This window comes from Alistipes sp. AF14-19 (assembly GCF_003461645.1).
In the GTDB taxonomy this organism is placed as follows: domain Bacteria; phylum Bacteroidota; class Bacteroidia; order Bacteroidales; family Rikenellaceae; genus Alistipes; species Alistipes shahii.
In genome coordinates this window covers 157,844-175,608 of the sequence record NZ_QTXM01000006.1, presented here as the reverse complement: position 1 = coordinate 175,608, position 17,765 = coordinate 157,844, and the positions used below count along the sequence as shown (strand labels likewise).

The following is a 17,765-nucleotide window of genomic DNA, read 5'->3' as shown; positions in this document are numbered from 1 at the left end:
CTCAATTCTATCACTATATCTTTCCGCATTTCACTTTTTTGTAGTAACTTTGCACACCAAATGTACTTTCTCTAAAAATATGGCAAAAATCATCCTTACCGGCGACCGTCCCACGGGCCGGCTCCACCTGGGCCACTTCGTGGGTTCGCTCCGCCGCCGCGTCGAGCTGCAGAACTCGGGCGAGTTCGACGAAATATTCATTATGATCGCCGATGCGCAGGCGCTCACCGACAATGCCGACAACCCGGAAAAGGTGCGTCAGAATATCATCGAAGTGGCGCTGGACTACCTCTCGGTGGGTCTCGACCCCGCGAAATCGACGCTCTTCATCCAGTCGCAGGTGACGGAACTGTGCGAACTGGCGTTCTACTACATGAACCTGGTCACCGTGCAGCGTTTGCAGCGCAACCCGACCGTGAAGGCCGAGATCGCCCTGCGCGGATTCGCCGAGGGCGCCGCCGAAGGCGACACGACCCAGCGTCAGGGCATTCCCGTCGGATTCTTCACCTACCCCATCAGCCAGGCGTCGGACATCACGGCCTTCAGGGCCACGACCGTGCCCGTGGGCGAGGACCAGGAGCCGATGATCGAGCAGACGCGCGAAATCGTCCACAAATTCAACGCGGTGTACGGCGAAACGCTCGTCGAGCCGGAAATCCTGCTGCCCGAGAACGCGGCCTGCATGCGCCTGCCGGGAACCGACGGCAAGGCCAAGATGTCCAAGTCGCTGAATAACTGCATCTACCTGTCGGACACGGCCGAGGAGGTCAAGAAGAAGGTGATGGGCATGTATACCGACCCCGACCACCTGCGCGTGGAGGACCCGGGCAAGGTCGAAGGCAACACAGTGTTCACCTACCTCGACGCTTTCAGCCGCCCCGAGCATTTTTCGAAATATTTGCCCGAATACGCTTCGCTCGACGAGCTGAAGGCCCACTACCGCCGGGGCGGGCTGGGCGACGTGAAGGTGAAACGCCTGCTGATCGCCATTCTCAACGAGATGCTCGACCCGATCCGCGAACGCCGCCGCCACTACGAGACGCGTATCGGCGAGGTGTACGACATTCTCCGCGAAGGCTCGGCCAAGGCCCGCGCAGCGGCCGCCGAAACCCTGGCGGATGTCCGTGCGGCCATGAAAATCAACTATTTCGACGACCGCGAGCTGATCGACGGCCAGACCGAGCATTTCAAGTTGAAAACGGAAAATTAAAAATTGAAAATCAAAGGCATTTGACTTGCACACCGGGCATCGTACAGGATGAAATCAAACCGCCCGGTCTCGGTCAATCGCAATGTTTCACTTTTAACTTTTAACTTTTTATGTCCTTCCGCGCCGACCGCATCTACCTCGAGTTCCTCCGGCTGACCCGGAGACTCTCCAACCAGCAGATTATGATGCTGCTGGCCGTGGTGGTCGGTGTGCTCGCAGGGCTGGGAGCCTACCTGTTCGAAATGCTGCTGCACGGCATCAAGAGCGGGCTGATACGCTGGTTCCCGGTGGACAGCGCACATATCCTCTTCCTGATCTACCCCGCCGTGGGCATCATCCTGGCGACGCTGTTCGTCAAATACATCGTCCGCGACAACATCTCCGAAGGCGTGACGCGCGTCCTCTACGCCATGTCGCGCCGCAATTCGCGCATCGCCCGGCACAACTGCTGGACCTCGATCGTGGGCGGTGCGACGACCATCGGATTCGGCGGTTCGGTGGGACCCGAGGCCCCGATCGTGCTCACGGGAGCGGCCATCGGCTCGAACATCGGACGGCTGGCGCGCCTCAACTACAAACACACGACGCTGCTGCTGTGCTGCGGCGCGGGCGCCGCCCTCGCGGCGATCTTCAAAGCCCCGATCACGGGCGTGGTCTTCGTGCTGGAAATCCTGATGCTCGACATCACCGCCGGGTCGGTCATCCCGCTGCTGATCGCCTCGATCACCGCGACGACGATGGCCTTCATGCTGCGCGGCTTCGACCCGATTCTGGCCGTGACGCTGGCCCCCGCGGACGCCTTCGAGCTGTGGCAGATACCGCTGTTCATCCTGCTCGGCGTGCTGTGCGGGCTGATGGCGTGGTATTTCACGTCGATGAACTCGCGGGTCGGAGGTTTCTTCAAGAGCATCGACAAACAGTACAAGAAATGGCTGTGGGGCGGTGCGATTCTGGGTATCCTGATCTTCGTCTTCCCGCCGCTGTACGGCGAGGGTTACGAGGGATTCACCTCCCTGATGCACGGCAACGCGCAGGAGCTGTTCAACAACTCGCTCTTCTACCGCTTCCGCGACATCGACTGGGTGATCATCCTCTTCGTCATCGCCACGATGTTCTTCAAGGTCATCGCCATGTCGACGACCAACGCCGCGGGAGGCGTGGGCGGTACGTTCGCGCCGTCGCTGTTCGTCGGAGCCTTCACGGGCGCCTCGCTGGCGCTGGTGTGCAACACGCTGTTCGGATGGGAGGTGTCGATCGTCTCGTTTACGCTGGTCGGCATGGCGGGCGTCATGTCGGGGGTGATGAACGCCCCGCTGACCTCGATCTTCCTGATCGCAGAACTCTCGAACGGCTACGGACTGTTCATCCCGCTGATGATCACCGCCTGCATCTCGTTCGCCGTGGACTACTACCTTGACCCCGACTCGATCTACACCAAGCAGTTGCGCCAGAAGGGCGAACTGCTGACCCACGACAAGGACCAGTCGGTGTTCGTCTTCCTGAAACTCGAAGAGCTGATGGAAACCGATTTCCTGCGCATCAAGGAGAACATGACCCTGGGCGACATCGTGCACATCATTTCGACGGCCCGCCGCAACATCTTCCCCGTGATCGACAACTTCGGCCGGCTGATCGGCGTGGTGCAGCTGGACGACCTGCGCGAGGACATGTTCAAACACGAGAAGTACGGGCACCCGATCTCGGACTACATGATTCCGCCGCCGGACAAGATCATCGAACACGAGGCGATTTTGAGCGTCATGGAGAAATTCGAGGACAAGCACGCCTGGATGCTGCCCGTCGTGGACAAGCAAGGCCGCTACCTGGGATTCATCTCCAAGTCGCGCATTCTGAACGCATACCGCGAACAACTCGTAAAAATACAGCAATGACAACGGAAAATGCCCTTCCCTGGGCCGAAGAGGCCGACTGCGCCGTCACGGTGTGCGACACCGAAGGCGTGATCCTCTACATGAACGAAAAGGCGCGTGCGACCTTCGCCCAACACGGCGACCTGATCGGCCGGAACCTGTTCGACTGCCACAACGAACGGTCGCGCGAAACGATCCGCCGCATGCTCGCATCGGGAGGCACGAACGCCTACACCATCGAAAAGCAGGGCGTGCGCAAGATGATCTACCAGACGGCGTGGAGGGAGCGCGGCGAAATCCGCGGGCTGGTGGAAATCTCGATGGAGCTGCCGGACGAAATGCCGCACTACATAAGGAAATAAATAGACGAGGGGAGGTTTTTTGAAAACCTTCCCTCGTTTTACGGAAACGGTCCGAAACCGGTGGCATTGCTACAACTTGATGTCGTAAATCTGAATCACTCCGGTCAGCTTGCCGGCGGCGTCCGTCACGAGCAGCGAGGTGACCTTGTTGCGGGTCATCATCTTCTCGGCCTCGATCAGTTTCTCGTCCGGCGAGATGGTCTTGGGATTGCGCGTGGCGATGTCGGAAGCCCTGATATTGAAGAACTCCCCGCGCAGGCGCTCCATCGCGCGGCGCACGTCGCCGTCGGTGACGATGCCCTCGATCCGCTCGCCCTCGCAGATCACGATCAGCCCCAATCCGCCCTTCGAAATGGCGTGGATCATCTCCGCAGCCGGGCAGTCAGGCGCCACGACGGGCAGATCGTGGTCGCGCATGACGTTCCCTACGGTCATCAGCAGACGCCGCCCGAGGCTTCCGCCCGGGTGCAGGCGCGCGAAATCGACGCTCGTGAAACCCCGCATCTGCATCAGCGACACGGCCAGCGCGTCGCCCATGGCGATCTGCGCCGTGGTCGACGAAGTGGGTGCGAGATGCAGGATGCAAGCCTCCTCCTTCACCCCCACGTCGAGATGCACGTCGGAGTTCTTGGCCAGCGCCGAGTCGGGGTTTCCGGTCATCGAAACCAGCTTGTTGCCGTTGGAGTGGATGAAGGGGACGATCTTGAGGATTTCGTCCGTCTCGCCCGAATAGGAGAGCGCGACCACGATGTCCTCCTTCGAAATCATGCCCAGGTCGCCGTGGAAGGCTTCGCCGGGGTGGAGAAAGAAGCTCGGGGTTCCGGTCGAAGCGAGCGTCGCGGCGATCTTGCGCCCCACGAGGCCCGACTTGCCCATGCCCGTAACGATACACTTGCCGCGGCTTCCGAGGATCATCTCCACGGCCGTGGCAAACTCGTCGCCGAGAGTGTCTTCCATGCGTTTGAGCGACAGCATTTCGGTATGGATCGCCTTGCGGGCAACCTCCAGAATCTGCGCCTTGGTCGTATCTGTCATGCTTAACGAGAGTTAGATGGGTATTTTACAGCAGGCTTTTCACAAGGGTCTCCAGATCGTCGAGCCGCAGCATGTTGGCCGCATCGCTCAACCCCTTGTCGGGATCGGGATGCACTTCGAAAAAGAAACCGTTGGCCCCGAACGCCTTGGCCGCATGCGCCATGGCGGGCACGAATTCGCGGTTGCCGCCCGTCTTGCCGCCCGCCGCGCCAGGGCGCTGCACCGAGTGGGTGCAGTCCATCACGACCGTAGGGGCGATTTTGAGCATGTCGGGGATATTGCGGAAATCGACGACGAGGTTGTTGTAGCCGAACGAGTTGCCGCGCTCGGTCAGCCAGATGTCACCGGCCCCCGCCTCGCGGGCCTTTTCGTAGGGGTAGCGCATGTCCGCGCCCGAAAGGAACTGGGCCTTTTTGACATTCACCGTTTTGCCGGTCCGGGCTGCGGCGACCACCAGATCGGTCTGGCGGCAGAGGAACGCCGGAATCTGGATCACGTCGACGACCTCGCCGACGGGTGCGGCCTGCCACGATTCGTGGATGTCGGTGAGCAGACGCAGTCCCCACTTCGCCCGCACGTCCGAAAGCATCTGCAACCCCTTTTCGAGTCCCGGGCCGCGGAACGACGATATGGAAGTGCGGTTGGCCTTGTCGAACGAGGCCTTGAAGATGATTTCCGTGCCGAGGGTGCGGTTGATGGCCGCAAGCCTTTCGCCCACGGCGTCCAGCAGTTCGGCCGATTCAATGACGCACGGACCTGCGATAAATTTTATTGCCATAAAATTCGAATTAAAAATTAAAAATTAAAGATTAAGAATTCCGGAGAATTTTCAATCCCTAATTTTTCATTCTTCATTTTTAATTTTTAATTGGAGAAAGCGTTCCGCTTTCTCCAGATCCTCGGGCGTGTCGATGCCGATGGTCTCGACCTCCGAAATCCCCACGCCGATCTTGTAACCGTTCTCCAGCCAGCGCAGCTGTTCAAGCGATTCGGCCAGCTCAAGCGGCGACTGCGGCAACGCCGTCACCGCCCGCAGCACGTCGGCGCGAAAGGCGTAAAGCCCGATATGCTTGTAGAACGTGTGGCGCGCGAGCCACTCTTCGCGCGGAACGCCCCGCAGGTAGGGAATCACCGAGCGGGAAAAATAGATGGCCCGCGACTGCGCGTCGAGGACCACCTTGGGCGAGTTGGGATTTTCGAGGGCCGCCAGTCCGTCGGCCTCCGTAAAGGGTTTCACGAGCGTGGCGATGTCGGTCGCGGGATCGTCGAAACAGCGTTTCACGGCCTCCAGCTGCGAGGGACGGATAAAAGGTTCGTCGCCCTGCACGTTGACCACCACGTCGTATTCGCGGCCCTGCTTGCAGTAGGCTTCCCAACAGCGGTCGGTGCCGCTCCGGTGGTCCGGGGAGGTCATTTCGACCCGTCCCCCGAAGGCCCGCACGGCGTCGCGGATGCGCTCGTCGTCGGTGGCCACCACGGCATCGTCCAGCACGCCGGCGACCTGCTCGTAGACCCGCTGGATGACGGGCTTGCCGCCCAGCCGCGCCAGCGGCTTCCCGGGAAAGCGCGTCGAAGCGTAGCGCGCGGGGATGATTGCCAAAAAATTCATAATTCAGAATTCAAAATTCATAATTACAGCCTCCCGTTTTTTCGTCAGGGCGGATGAAATCCGGGACTTCGTGAAACCGGCAAGGCAGAAGCATACACGGGGTATGTGGCTGCCGAAGCCGACGAAGGAAGCGCCAGAGTTCGCCGCCATCACGAAAAAACTATTCCAGAGCCAGCTGCAACACCTCCTCGTTGGTCTTCACGTAATGGAACGTGAGGCCCGCGATATATTCGGGTTTGATCTCGGCGATGTCCTTGCGGTTCTCCTCCGAGAGGATCAGCTCGGTGATGCCGGCGCGTTTGGCGGCCAGGATCTTCTCCTTCACGCCGCCCACGGGCATCACCCGTCCGCGGAGCGTGGTCTCGCCCGTCATGGCGATACGCTCCTTCACCTTGCGCCCCGTATAGCTCGACACGATCGAAGTGACCATCGTGATGCCGGCCGAAGGACCGTCCTTCGGGATCGCGCCCTCGGGAACGTGGATGTTGATGTCGTTCGTTTCGAACAGCTTGGGGTCGATGCCCAACTCCTTGTAGTGGGCCATCGTCCACTCGTGGGCGATCGTCGCCGACTCCTTCATCACATCGCCCAGGTTGCCCGTGAGGCTCACCTTGCCCTTGCCGGGCGTCAGCACCGACTCGATGTAGAGGATGTCGCCGCCGACCTCGGTCCACGCAAGGCCCGTCACGACGCCCGTCATGCCGCCCACTTCGTACTCCTCCTTGAGGAACTTGGGCATGCCGAGGATTTTCTCGACGTCCTTCATCGAAATCTCGGGCGCGAAAGCCTCGTCGAAAGCGATCTGTTTGGCGCGGGCGCGGGCGATCTTCGCCAGATTCTTGTCCAGCGAACGCACGCCGGCTTCGCGCGTATAGCAGGCGATGACGTTCTCGACGACCTCCGGGGTCATCGTCATCTCCTGCTCCTTGATGCCGTGGGCCTCGCGCTGCTTGGGCAGCAGGTGGTCCAGCGCGATGCGCACCTTCTCCTCCAGGAGGTAACCGGCGATGTTGATCATCTCCATGCGGTCGCGCAGCGCCGGGGCGATATTGGCCACGTTGTTGGCCGTGGCGATGAACAGCACCTTCGACAGGTCGTACTCCATGTCGAGGTAGTTGTCGTGGAACGTGGTGTTCTGCTCCGGATCGAGCACCTCCAGCAGGGCGCTCGACGGGTCGCCGTGGTTCGAAACGGTCACCTTGTCCACCTCGTCAAGGATGATGACGGGGTTCGACGAGCCGCACCGCTTGATGGTCTGGATGATCCGGCCCGGCATGGCGCCGATGTAGGTGCGGCGGTGTCCGCGAATCTCCGACTCGTCGTGCAGGCCGCCCAGCGAAATACGGCCGAACTTGCGGCCCAGCGCCGCGGCCACCGACTTACCCAGCGAGGTCTTACCCACGCCCGGAGGGCCGTAGAGGCAGAGGATCGGCGATTTGAGGTCGCCCTTGAGCTTGATGACGGCCAGGTGCTCCAGCAGCCGCTCCTTCACCTCGTCCAGACCGAAATGGTCGTGATCGAGCTGTTCGCGGGCGCACTTGAGGTCGAGGTTGTCCTTCGTCACGTCGTTCCACGGCAGTTCCAGCAGCAGCTGCAGGTAGGTCATCTGCACCGAATATTCGGCCACGGCGGGATTCAGCCGCTCGACCTTCTGCAACTCCTTCTCGAAGGTTTCGCCCACCTCCGCGGGCCAGTTCTTCTTCTTGGCCTCCTCGCGCATCTTCTCGATGTCGGCATCGGCGCCGTCGCCCAGTTCGTCCTGGATCGTACGCATCTGCTGCTGGAGGTAGTAGTCGCGCTGCTGCTTGTCGATCTCCTGCTTGACGCGCTCCTGAATCTGGTTCTTCAGCTCGGCCAGCTGCTGCTCGCGGATCAGGATTTCGAGCAGCTTGCGGGCGCGGGCCAGCAGGCCGGGGGCCTCCAGCAGCGACTGGCGGTCTTCGTCCGTCAGCTCCATGTTGGAGCAGATGAAGTTGATGATACCGCGCTTCGAGTCGATGTTCTTGATGGCGAAAGCCGCCTCCTTGGGCATCGACGGCGACACGTTGATGATGTTCAGCGCCACGTCGCGGATCGAGTCCACGAGAGCCTCGAACTCGATGCTCTTCACATCGGGAGTCGAATCGCGCAGGGCCGTCACCCGGGCCTTGAAATAAGGTTCGGTGGTGATGTACTCCGTGATCTCGACCTTCTCCAGGCCGTTCAGGATCACCGTGAGGTTGCCGTTGGGCATTTCGAGGATCTTGATGATCCGCGCGGCCGTGCCGACCTTGTACATGTCGTCCGGCGCGGGGTCCTCGACGTCGCTTTCGCGCTGCAACACGGCGCCCAGAATACCGCCTTCGGCATTCACGGCGCGCACGAGGTTGATGCTCTTGTCGCGGCCCACCGTGATGGGCGTGATGGCGCCGGGGAAAAGCACCGACGAACGCAGCGTGAGAATGGGTATGATTTCGGGCACTTCGACCTCCTCCACAGGCTCGTCGCCGCCGGTCACGATGGGGATCACGCGGTGATTGCCGTCGAGCAGCTCGGGGACGAGATTCACGTCGTCTACTTCGATGGTTTTGATCTTATCTTTTTTGCTCATAGGATATACAGATATATAATGGTGCAAATATAACGATTTTTTAGAAATTTTATTTTATCTTTGACAGAATGTTAATAACTTTGCATCCCTGAAAACAAAGTAAAATTCAACGCGCCATGCAAATCGCAGACAAATACGCACCGCAGCAGATCGAATCCAAATGGTACGACTACTGGATCGAACAGCATATTTTCCACTCGGAACCCGACCAGCGGGAACCCTACACGATCGTCATCCCTCCCCCCAACGTGACGGGCATGCTCCACATGGGGCACATGCTCAACAACACGTTGCAGGACGTGCTGGTGCGCCGCGCCCGCATGTCGGGAAAGAACGCCTGCTGGGTGCCGGGCATGGACCACGCGTCGATCGCCACCGAAGCCAAGGTGGTAGCGATGCTGCGCGAAAAGGGCATCGAAAAGTCGTCGCTCACGCGCGAGGAGTTCCTCCGCCACGCCTGGGAATGGAAGGAGAAATACGGCGGCGTGATTCTCAAACAGCTGCGCAAGCTGGGCGCCTCGTGCGACTGGGACCGCACGTGCTTCACGATGGACGAAGCCCGCACGGAGAGCGTTCTGCGCGTCTTCTGCGACCTCTACGAGAAAGGCAAGATCTACCGCGGCGTAAGGATGGTCAACTGGGACCCCGCGGCGCAGACGGCCCTCTCGGACGAGGAGGTGGTCTTCAAGGAGTCGCACGGCAAGCTCTACTACCTGCGCTACAAGGTCGAGGGAACCGACCGGGCGATCATCGTCGCCACGACGCGCCCCGAGACCATTCTGGGCGATACGGCGCTGTGCGTCAACCCCAATGACGAGCGTTACAAGTCCCTGCCCGCCGACGCCCGCGTCGTCGTGCCGCTGGTGGGACGGTCGATCCCGGTGATCCGCGACGAATACGTCGACATCGAGTTCGGAACGGGCGCCCTGAAGGTGACTCCGGCCCACGACGTGAACGACTACATGCTGGGCGAGAAATACGGGCTGGAGACCATCGACATCTTCAACGACGACGGCACGATCAACGACAAGGTGGGCATGTACGTGGGTCAGGACCGCTTCGACGTGCGCCGGCAGATCGAAAAGGACCTCGACGCGGCGGGCCTTTTGGAAAAGACCGAAGATTACACCAACAACGTGGGCTATTCGGAGCGCACGGGCGTGGCCATCGAGCCGAAACTCTCGATGCAGTGGTTCCTCTCGATGCAGGAGCTGGCCGAACCGGCGACGAAGGCCGTGATGGAGGATGCGATCCGTTTCGTGCCCGAGAAATACAAGAACACCTACCGCCACTGGATGGAGAACATCAAGGACTGGTGCATCTCGCGCCAGCTGTGGTGGGGCCAGCGCATTCCGGCGTACTATCTTCCCAAAGGCGGCTTCGTGGTGGCCCTGACGGCCGAAGAGGCGTTGGAAAAGGCCCGCGAGAAGGCCGGCGACGCCTCGTTGCAGCTGACGGACCTGCGGCAGGACGAGGATGTGCTCGACACGTGGTTCTCGTCGTGGCTGTGGCCCATCTCGGTATTCGACGGCATCCGCTTCCCGGACAACAGGGAGATCGGCTACTACTACCCCACCAACGATCTGGTGACCGGTCCCGACATCATCTTCTTCTGGGTGGCCCGCATGATCATGGCCGGCTACGAATACCGCGGCGAAAAGCCCTTCTCGAACGTCTACTTCACGGGCATCGTGCGCGACAAGATCGGCCGCAAGATGTCCAAGCAGCTGGGCAACTCGCCCGATCCGCTGGACCTGATTGCCCAATACGGCGCCGACGGCGTGCGTATGGCCATGCTCATTTCGTCGTCGGCCGGCAACGACGTGATGTTCGACGAGGCGCTGTGCGAGCAGGGCCGCAACTTCGGCAACAAAATCTGGAACGCCTACCGCCTCCTGAACGGCTGGGCGGTGGACGCCGCAGCGGCGCAAAGCGAGAACAACCGTCTGGCCGTGGCGTGGTTCGGGCAGGCGTTGGGCCGCTCGCTGCGCCAGATCGCCGAGGATTTCAAGTCATACCGCATCTCGGAGGCCTTCAAGGAGGCTTACCGCCTCTTCTGGGACGATTTCAGCGGCTTGTACCTCGAGATGGCGAAGCCCGCCTACGGACAGCCCATCGACGCCCCGACGATGGAGGCGACGAAGGGCTATTTCGACGCCCTGATGCGCGTGCTGCACCCCTTCATGCCGTTCGTCACGGAAGAGATCTGGCAGGACCTCGCGCCCCGCGCCGAAGGCGCTTCGATCTGCGTGGCGCAGATGCCCGAGCCTGCGGCCGAAGACGCCGCGATGCTGGCGCGCTTCGAACTGGCGAAGGAGATCATCACCTCGGTGCGCAACATCCGCAACCAGAAGAGCCTGCCGCAGAAAGAGGCGCTGACGCTCCGGGTCATCGCCGATGAGAACTATCCCGCGGAGTTCGCCCCCGTCGTGATGAAGATGGCCAACCTCACGGCCATCGAGACCGTGGCGGAGAAGGACCCGGCGGCCGCGGCGTTCATCGTCAAGACGACGCAGTACTTCGTGCCGATGGCCGGAAAGATCGACGCCGAGGCCGAGCGCAAAAAACTCGCGGACGATCTGGCCTACTACGAGGGATTCCTCGCCTCGGTGATGAAGAAGCTCTCGAACGAGCGGTTCGTCGCCTCGGCGCCCGAGAAGGTGGTGGCCAACGAGCGCGCCAAGCAGGCCGACGCCGAAGCCAAGATCACGGCGATCCGCGAACAGTTGGCGGCGCTCGAATCCGGCAAATAAGCATTAAAACAGCTATCATGGCCCTACGATACAAACTCCTCCTGTCATGCTGCGCCCTGACCATGACGGCAGCCTGTGCCTATGCCCGGGGATTCAGACTGGAGGGAAGGATTGAGGGACTGCAAGCCGGAGACACCCTCCGTTTCGAGCGTATTCTCCTGCCTTCATGGAAGTACGGCCCGGGATTCGACGTCGTGGTCCGCAAACCGGGCGCATTCCGCTATCGGGGGAAGTCGGAACACGACCAGTACTACCTGATGACCTACCGCCCGAAAGCCGGAAGAGCCGCAGCCGGGGATCGCGGAGGCAAACCCGTCATCGTCAGGCCCGGCGATAGGATCGGCATGACCGGCTCGACGGATGCGATCTATTATTGCCGTCTCGGCGGAGGAATTTACGACGAGCCCATGCTGTCGAGCCTGCTGGCGGTCGATGATTCGCTCGGCCGGGTCCGGGGACGTTATCTGGAAGCGGCCAATCCGCACGGAAGCCTGTACCTGTTGATCGACAGGATACCCAAGTTGTCGTACACCCCAGCCAAGGAGGCGCACAAGTTTTACAAGACATTGTCCGAAGGGTTGAAAACGAGCTATTTCGGCCAGATGTACGCAGACTGCATGGCAAGAATGGAACAACTCGCCGAAGGAAAACCGGCGCCGGATTTCACACTGGCAACGACCGAAGACCGTACTGTCGCCAAGGCTGATTTCAAAGGCCGATACCTGCTGCTCTACCATTGGGGATTGTGTCCCGGCTCGATCCATATCGACCGGCAGGTGAGCGATCTGTTCGAAAAGTACAAGGACAAAGGGTTGCAGGTGGTGGGTCTGACCGAATCCATCGCCGATATCCGGAGCGTATACGAAAGTCTGCCCGCAGGCAAAAAAACGCCGTCGCCGGGTGTGGACGACATGCGCCCCGTGCTGGCCGGCATGCTGGAACACGGATGGATCGAAGCGGAACTGGAAACCGGTCATCCGGAAAACCGGCAGATCATGGAAACGTATGCCATCGAAGGCTGGCCGTTCTTCGTTCTGATCGATCCGGACGGCACCATACTGGCACGCAATTACACGAATGCCTTTTACCAGGCGAAAAAGATTCTGGACAAGGAACTGGGCGGAACGGCCGCCGAATGAACCGCGAAACGGCCGGCGGCGGGACGGCAGGCGCAAGCCCCGGAAAACCGGACCGGAACATCCCGTCATAAACTCTATGTTTGATCTCTAATCTACGAATATTTTGTCTCCGATCACCATCTACACCGACGGCTCGGCCCTCGGAAACCCCGGGCCGGGCGGCTACGGCGCAGTGCTTCTCTCGGGACACCACCGCAAGGAGCTGTCGCAGGGATTCCGCCTCACGACCAACAACCGCATGGAGCTGATGGCCGTGTGCGTGGCGCTCGAAACGCTCAAGTTCGAGGGTTCGGACGTGGTCATCTACTCCGATTCGAAATACGTCGTCGACGCCGTTTCGAAAGGCTGGGTCTTCGGCTGGGTCCGCAAGGGATTCGCGGGCAAGAAAAACCCCGATCTCTGGATGCGTTTCCTGCGCGTGTACAACCGCCACAACGTCCGTTTCGTCTGGGTCAAGGGCCACGCCGAAACAGTCGAGAACAACCGCTGCGACTGTTTGGCCGTGGCGGCGGCCAACGACAAGGCGCACTGGCTCGAAGACACGGGCTACGATCCCGCAGAGCGGTAAAAAGGAAGGCCGCCGCACCGTTTTTTCGGCACAAAGTCCACCATAATCCATCGAATTATCGTACATTTTTCGCTTTTCGGGTTATTATTCCTATCTTTACGCCGCTAATTGCGTAACCAACAAACATACGCTCCGAATGTTCAAAACATACATGCGGCTGTTGGGTTTTGCCCGGCCGATCAAGAAATACGCGATCCCCTACTTCTTCTACTCGCTTTTCTACGCGTTGTTCAACTCGCTGACGTTCATGCTGATCATCCCGATCCTGAACACCATGTTCGACGCGAACTACTCCTTCGAATACGTCGAAAAGCTGCCTCCCCTGGAACTCAATCAGGACTACCTCGCAACACTTTTCAACTTCGCCTATTCGCACATCTTCGAACAATACGACCGCCAGAACGTACTGATGCTGCTGGCCATTGTAGCCATCTGCATCAGCCTGATGAGCAACCTGTTCCGCTACCTCGGCGCATGGACCATGGAGAACATGCGCACGCGGACCCTGCAACGCATGCGCAACGAAATGTTCTCGCGCGTGATGGACATGAACGTGGGCTATTTCTCGGACCAGCGCAAGGGCGACATCATTTCGAAAATCACCTCCGACGTGGGCGTGGTGCAGTTCTGCATCACCAACACCCTCCAGGTGTCGTTCCGCGAACCGTTTCTGATCATCGGCTACATCGTGATGATGGTGGCCATTTCGTGGGAGCTGGCCATCTTCTCGGTGCTGTTCCTCCCGGTGGTGGCCCTGCTGATCGGCAGCATCGTGAAGAAACTCCGCCACCCGGCCCGCACCAACCAGCAGCGCATGGGCGAGATGGTCTCGACGCTCGACGAGTCGCTCTCGGGCATCAAGGTCATCAAGAGCTATAACGCCACGGAATATATCAAGCAGAAATACTACGCCATCAGCGCCGACCTGGCGCGCCTGACCCTCTCGATGGCCCGCCGGCAGCAGCTGGCCTCGCCGATGAGCGAGTTCCTCGGCATCACGGCCGTGGGCGTGATCCTCGTCTTCGGCGGTTCGCTCGTGGCCAAAGGCGTGCTCGACCCCGGCGGATTCATCGCCTTCATCGCCATCTTCTCGCAGATCACGCGCCCCGTGCGCACCTTCATCGACCAGTTCGCCAACATCAACCAGGGAATCGCCGCCGGAGAGCGCATCTTCTCGATCATCGACACGAAACCCGAAATACAGGACAAACCCGGCGCCCGGGAACTCACGGGGCTGAAAGAGAAAATCGAATTCCGCGACGTGCACTTCACCTACGACGGGGAGCGCGAAGTGATCGACGGCATTTCGTTCGAGATACGCCGCGGGCAGACCGTGGCTCTGGTCGGTCCCTCGGGAGGCGGCAAGTCGACATTGAGCGAGTTGCTGCCCCGCTTCTACGACCCCTCGGCGGGCGAAATACTCATCGACGGCATCTCGCTGCGCGACTACACGCAGGAGAGCGTGCGCGCCCATATGAGCGTCGTGGCGCAGGACACCGTGCTTTTCAACGACACCATCGAAAACAACATCGGCATGGGCAAGCGCGGCGCCACGCACGAAGAGGTGGTCGAGGCGGCGAAGGTCGCCAACGCCGACTGCTTCATCCGCGAATGCACCGACGGTTACGGGACCAACATCGGCGACCGGGGCGTGAAACTCTCCGGCGGCCAGCGCCAGCGGCTCTCGATCGCCCGCGCGGTGCTCAAGAACCCCGACATCCTGATCCTCGACGAGGCCACCTCGGCACTCGACACCGAGAGCGAAAAACTCGTGCAGGACGCCCTCAACAACCTGCTCAAAGGCCGTACGTCGGTGGTCATCGCCCACCGCCTGTCGACCATCCACAACGCCGACCTGATCGTTGTCGTCGACCACGGCCGCATCGCCGAACAGGGCACGCACAACGAGCTGATGGAACGCAACGGCATCTACGCCAAGCTGATCGAAATGCAATCCTTCGACTAAAATGACCGAGCGGGAAAAGATGCTCGCCGGCGGGTGGTTCGACCCCCGGGATGCGGAACTCACCGCCATCCGGGACAACGCCACGCGCCTGATGCACCGCCTCAACGTCGAACTCTGCGGCCACGACGACGCCTACCGCGCCGCACTGCGCGAGCTGTGCCCCGGCTGCGAAGGATTCATCCGCGAACCGTTCCGCTGCGATTACGGACTCAACATCTCAATCGGCGAAGGGTCGTTCGTCAATTTCGACTGCGTGTTCCTCGACCTGGCGCCGATCCGCATCGGCCGCCACACGCTCATAGGGCCCAAAGTGCAGCTGCTCACCGCCCTGCATCCGTTCGACGCGGCACAGCGCCGCACTGGACTCGAAGCGGGCCGTCCGATCACCGTCGGCGACGACTGCTGGTTGGGCGGAGGGGTGATCGTCTGCCCGGGCGTCGCCATCGGCGACCGTTCGGTCATCGGCGCCGGAGCCGTCGTGACGCGCGACATCCCGGCCGACTCGGTGGCCGTGGGAAACCCGGCGCGCGTGATCCGCACGCTGACGCGGCAGGACGAAACCGAATAGCGCCGCCGCGCAAAAAATCATCCGGACAAAATTCGTTTTCTCCCGAAATTTTCTATTTTTGCAGAAACATCGAAAAAAGGGTATTTCTGCCATGCACTCCGAACAAGCCGCCCCCGACCTGCTGCAAAAATCACTCGACGCCTCCGGCGTCGGATGGTGGCAGCTCGACTTCGGACAGCGCGAAATGACCTGTTCGCGGCTGGCGGCGGACCTTTTCGGCGCAGATCGCACCCGCATTTCGTTCGAGGAGGTCTACCTGCTGCCCGGCGAGGAGCACCGGGCGCGCATTTACACCCGCTGCGCCGCCCTCAAGGTCTCCGACTCGCTCGACGAAACGTTCGTCACGGCCAACGGCGACAGATGCCTGCAAGTCAGAGCCGTGGCTGCCGCCAACGATCCGCTGACGGGCGTCCGCTCGGTTTTCGGAACCGTCCGCCGCGTTACGGAAGGCACTCCCGAAAATGCCGAACTAGCCTCCATCAATCAGAGTTACAAGGCGACGCAACGCAATTACAGCCACCTCGCACAACTGATCGAACACCTGCCGATCGGCTACCTGCGCGTCAACATCCTGCGCGACAAATCGGGCGAAGCGGTCGACTACCTGCTTTCGTACATCAACCAGCAGGCCGGCAGGATACTGGGCATCCACACGCAGGGCCATGCCGGAAAGACGGCCCGCGAGGTGGGAATAGATCCCCTGAAACACATCCCCACATTCGAGCACATCCCCTCCTGCTCCTTCTGGGAGCAGACCGGGAAAAGCCCGGACGGCAAACGCACCTGCCGCTGCCTGATCTACAACACGCCGGGCGACGACGACGAACTGGTCATCCTGCTCGAAGACATCACCGACGCCACGCGCAGCCGCGAACAGCTGGACGATTTCGAGCATCTCTTCAACCTGGTTTCGGACTTCGCGCACGTGGGCTGCGTCAGCTACAACCCCCTTACGGGAGAGGGTTACACCAAGGGTCCCTGGGCCAAAAATTACGGCGAAGCGGAAAACACGCCCGCCTCACAGATTCTCGGCCACTGGCGGCAGGTCCATCCCGACGACCGGCAACACCTTGAGGAGGAGTTCGAACGCCTCAAAACCGGAGAAATCCGGACTTTCGTCAACGAAGTGCGCATCGTGAGCGATCAGGAGCCGATGCGCTGGATCAAAATCCACCTGCTCTGCCGCGACTACCGTCCGGAGGAGGGCGTGATCGACCTGGCGTGCGTCAACTACGACATCAGCGAACTCAAACGCACCGAGGAGGAGGAGCTGCGCGAAGCGAAGAAGCGCGCCGAGGAGTCCAACAAACTCAAGTCGGCGTTCCTGGCCAACATGAGCCACGAAATCCGCACCCCGCTGAACGCCATCGTCGGATTCTCGGAGCTGCTGGCAGACGAAAGCAGGCACGAAACCCGCCGGGAGTACACCGACATCATCCTGCGCAACAACACCCTGCTGCTGCAAATCATCTCCGACGTGCTGGATCTGGCGCGCATCGAGTCGGGACGCACGGACATCGAGCGCACGCAGTTCGACGCCCGGGACTTATGCCGGGAGGTCGCCGACTCGCTCCGCCTCCAGCGCCGGCCGGGCGTGGAACTGCGCGTCGAGGAAGGGCTGCCGGAATTCCCCGTCACGGAGTACAGGAAGGGGCTTGCCCAGGTGCTGAACAACTTTACGCGCAATGCACTGAAATTTACCGAAAAAGGATCGGTAACGATCGGATTCCGCCGGATTCCCGGCCACATCCGTTTCTACGTCCGCGACACGGGCATCGGCATCGCGCCCGAAGACCGGGAACGCATCTTCGAACGTTTCGTCAAACTCGACACCTTCACCCAGGGGACCGGGCTCGGGCTGTCGATCTGCAAGTCGATCGCCGAACAGCTGGGCGGCTCGGTCGGCGTCGACTCCGTGGCGGGCGAAGGCTCCTGTTTCCGGATCGACATTCCCGCGGGGGAGTAATCCCCAAAACCCGCGTCCGTCCCGGGCGCAGAACCGGACGGGAAACGACCGGGACGGTCATCGCCCCGAAGCCGGACGCGGACAGCCCCGACGAAGGGAAGGCCCCCGCAGACCCCGCTTCCCGGAAC

At 60.8% G+C, this 17,765-nt stretch carries 13 protein-coding genes; 9 read left to right on the top strand and 4 right to left on the bottom strand.

Translation table 11 applies throughout. The features are described 5' to 3' along the window. Positions 1-79 precede the first annotated feature (79 nt). The 3 genes from trpS to DWW03_RS07465 all read left to right on the top strand — a co-directional run bounded on the left by trpS (position 80) and on the right by DWW03_RS07465 (position 3,443). Entirely contained in the window at positions 80-1,210 is a 1,131-nt protein-coding gene (gene trpS, locus DWW03_RS07475) for a tryptophan--tRNA ligase (protein WP_022061463.1), read from the top strand. 110 nt (positions 1,211-1,320) lie between these two features. Next, positions 1,321-3,102, top strand: a complete 1,782-nt coding sequence (locus DWW03_RS07470; protein ID WP_015547876.1) for a chloride channel protein — start codon at positions 1,321-1,323, stop codon at positions 3,100-3,102. Further along, complete coding sequence (locus tag DWW03_RS07465; RefSeq protein ID WP_015547877.1) at positions 3,099-3,443, top strand: PAS domain-containing protein; 345 nt, start codon at positions 3,099-3,101, stop codon at positions 3,441-3,443. Before DWW03_RS07470 ends, DWW03_RS07465 begins: the two co-directional genes overlap by 4 nt. 69 nt (positions 3,444-3,512) lie before the next feature. Here the strand turns inward: DWW03_RS07465 and DWW03_RS07460 are convergent, their stop codons facing one another. From DWW03_RS07460 to lon, 4 genes are all read right to left on the bottom strand, one after another. Beyond that, complete coding sequence (locus DWW03_RS07460) at positions 3,513-4,478, bottom strand: SIS domain-containing protein (protein ID WP_015547878.1); 966 nt, start codon at positions 4,476-4,478, stop codon at positions 3,513-3,515. A gap of 25 nt (positions 4,479-4,503) precedes the next feature. Then, positions 4,504-5,256, bottom strand: coding sequence for a 3-deoxy-8-phosphooctulonate synthase (kdsA, locus tag DWW03_RS07455; RefSeq protein ID WP_022061465.1), 753 nt, complete (start codon positions 5,254-5,256; stop codon positions 4,504-4,506). A gap of 66 nt (positions 5,257-5,322) precedes the next feature. Next, positions 5,323-6,087 carry a 3-deoxy-manno-octulosonate cytidylyltransferase gene (kdsB, locus tag DWW03_RS07450; protein WP_022061466.1) on the bottom strand — a complete coding sequence of 255 codons (765 nt, stop codon included), beginning with the start codon at positions 6,085-6,087 and terminating at the stop codon, positions 5,323-5,325. Between the two features lie 160 nt (positions 6,088-6,247). After that, positions 6,248-8,677, bottom strand: coding sequence for an endopeptidase La (gene lon, locus DWW03_RS07445; protein WP_118406581.1), 2,430 nt, complete (start codon positions 8,675-8,677; stop codon positions 6,248-6,250). Between the two features lie 116 nt (positions 8,678-8,793). Between lon and DWW03_RS07440 the strand changes: the two genes are divergently transcribed. The 6 genes from DWW03_RS07440 to DWW03_RS07415 all read left to right on the top strand — a co-directional run bounded on the left by DWW03_RS07440 (position 8,794) and on the right by DWW03_RS07415 (position 17,637). Continuing rightward, the gene (locus tag DWW03_RS07440) at positions 8,794-11,430 is read left to right on the top strand and encodes a valine--tRNA ligase (RefSeq protein WP_118406580.1); all 2,637 of its coding nucleotides are present in this window, start codon (positions 8,794-8,796) and stop codon (positions 11,428-11,430) included. Positions 11,431-11,447: 17 nt separating this feature from the next. Next, the gene (locus tag DWW03_RS07435; RefSeq protein WP_022061131.1) at positions 11,448-12,569 is read left to right on the top strand and encodes a peroxiredoxin family protein; all 1,122 of its coding nucleotides are present in this window, start codon (positions 11,448-11,450) and stop codon (positions 12,567-12,569) included. 103 nt (positions 12,570-12,672) lie between these two features. Further along, positions 12,673-13,137: a ribonuclease HI gene (gene rnhA, locus DWW03_RS07430; RefSeq protein WP_022061132.1), complete on the top strand. Its 465-nt coding sequence runs from the start codon at positions 12,673-12,675 to the stop codon at positions 13,135-13,137. 136 nt (positions 13,138-13,273) lie between these two features. Further along, positions 13,274-15,103 carry an ABC transporter ATP-binding protein gene (locus tag DWW03_RS07425; protein ID WP_118406578.1) on the top strand — a complete coding sequence of 610 codons (1,830 nt, stop codon included), beginning with the start codon at positions 13,274-13,276 and terminating at the stop codon, positions 15,101-15,103. A 1-nt stretch (position 15,104) separates the two neighbouring features. Continuing rightward, entirely contained in the window at positions 15,105-15,671 is a 567-nt protein-coding gene (locus DWW03_RS07420) for a sugar O-acetyltransferase (RefSeq protein ID WP_015547885.1), read from the top strand. Positions 15,672-15,762: 91 nt separating this feature from the next. Next, complete coding sequence (locus DWW03_RS07415) at positions 15,763-17,637, top strand: PAS domain-containing sensor histidine kinase (RefSeq protein ID WP_022061136.1); 1,875 nt, start codon at positions 15,763-15,765, stop codon at positions 17,635-17,637. The last annotated feature ends 128 nt before the right edge of the window (positions 17,638-17,765 follow it).

Excerpts from the sequence above, each read along its gene's own strand:
- DWW03_RS07465 (WP_015547877.1), top strand. The coding sequence starts at position 3,099 with ATGACAACGGAAAATGCCCTTCCCTGGGCCGAAGAGGCCGACTGCGCC.
- DWW03_RS07415 (WP_022061136.1), top strand. The coding sequence starts at position 15,763 with ATGCACTCCGAACAAGCCGCCCCCGACCTGCTGCAAAAATCACTCGAC.
- DWW03_RS07440 (WP_118406580.1), top strand. The coding sequence starts at position 8,794 with ATGCAAATCGCAGACAAATACGCACCGCAGCAGATCGAATCCAAATGG.
- lon (WP_118406581.1), bottom strand. The coding sequence starts at position 8,677 with ATGAGCAAAAAAGATAAGATCAAAACCATCGAAGTAGACGACGTGAAT.
- DWW03_RS07470 (WP_015547876.1), top strand. The coding sequence starts at position 1,321 with ATGTCCTTCCGCGCCGACCGCATCTACCTCGAGTTCCTCCGGCTGACC.
- DWW03_RS07420 (WP_015547885.1), top strand. The coding sequence starts at position 15,105 with ATGACCGAGCGGGAAAAGATGCTCGCCGGCGGGTGGTTCGACCCCCGG.
- kdsA (WP_022061465.1), bottom strand. The coding sequence starts at position 5,256 with ATGGCAATAAAATTTATCGCAGGTCCGTGCGTCATTGAATCGGCCGAA.
- DWW03_RS07460 (WP_015547878.1), bottom strand. The coding sequence starts at position 4,478 with ATGACAGATACGACCAAGGCGCAGATTCTGGAGGTTGCCCGCAAGGCG.
- trpS (WP_022061463.1), top strand. The coding sequence starts at position 80 with ATGGCAAAAATCATCCTTACCGGCGACCGTCCCACGGGCCGGCTCCAC.
- DWW03_RS07425 (WP_118406578.1), top strand. The coding sequence starts at position 13,274 with ATGTTCAAAACATACATGCGGCTGTTGGGTTTTGCCCGGCCGATCAAG.
- kdsB (WP_022061466.1), bottom strand. The coding sequence starts at position 6,087 with ATGAATTTTTTGGCAATCATCCCCGCGCGCTACGCTTCGACGCGCTTT.
- DWW03_RS07435 (WP_022061131.1), top strand. The coding sequence starts at position 11,448 with ATGGCCCTACGATACAAACTCCTCCTGTCATGCTGCGCCCTGACCATG.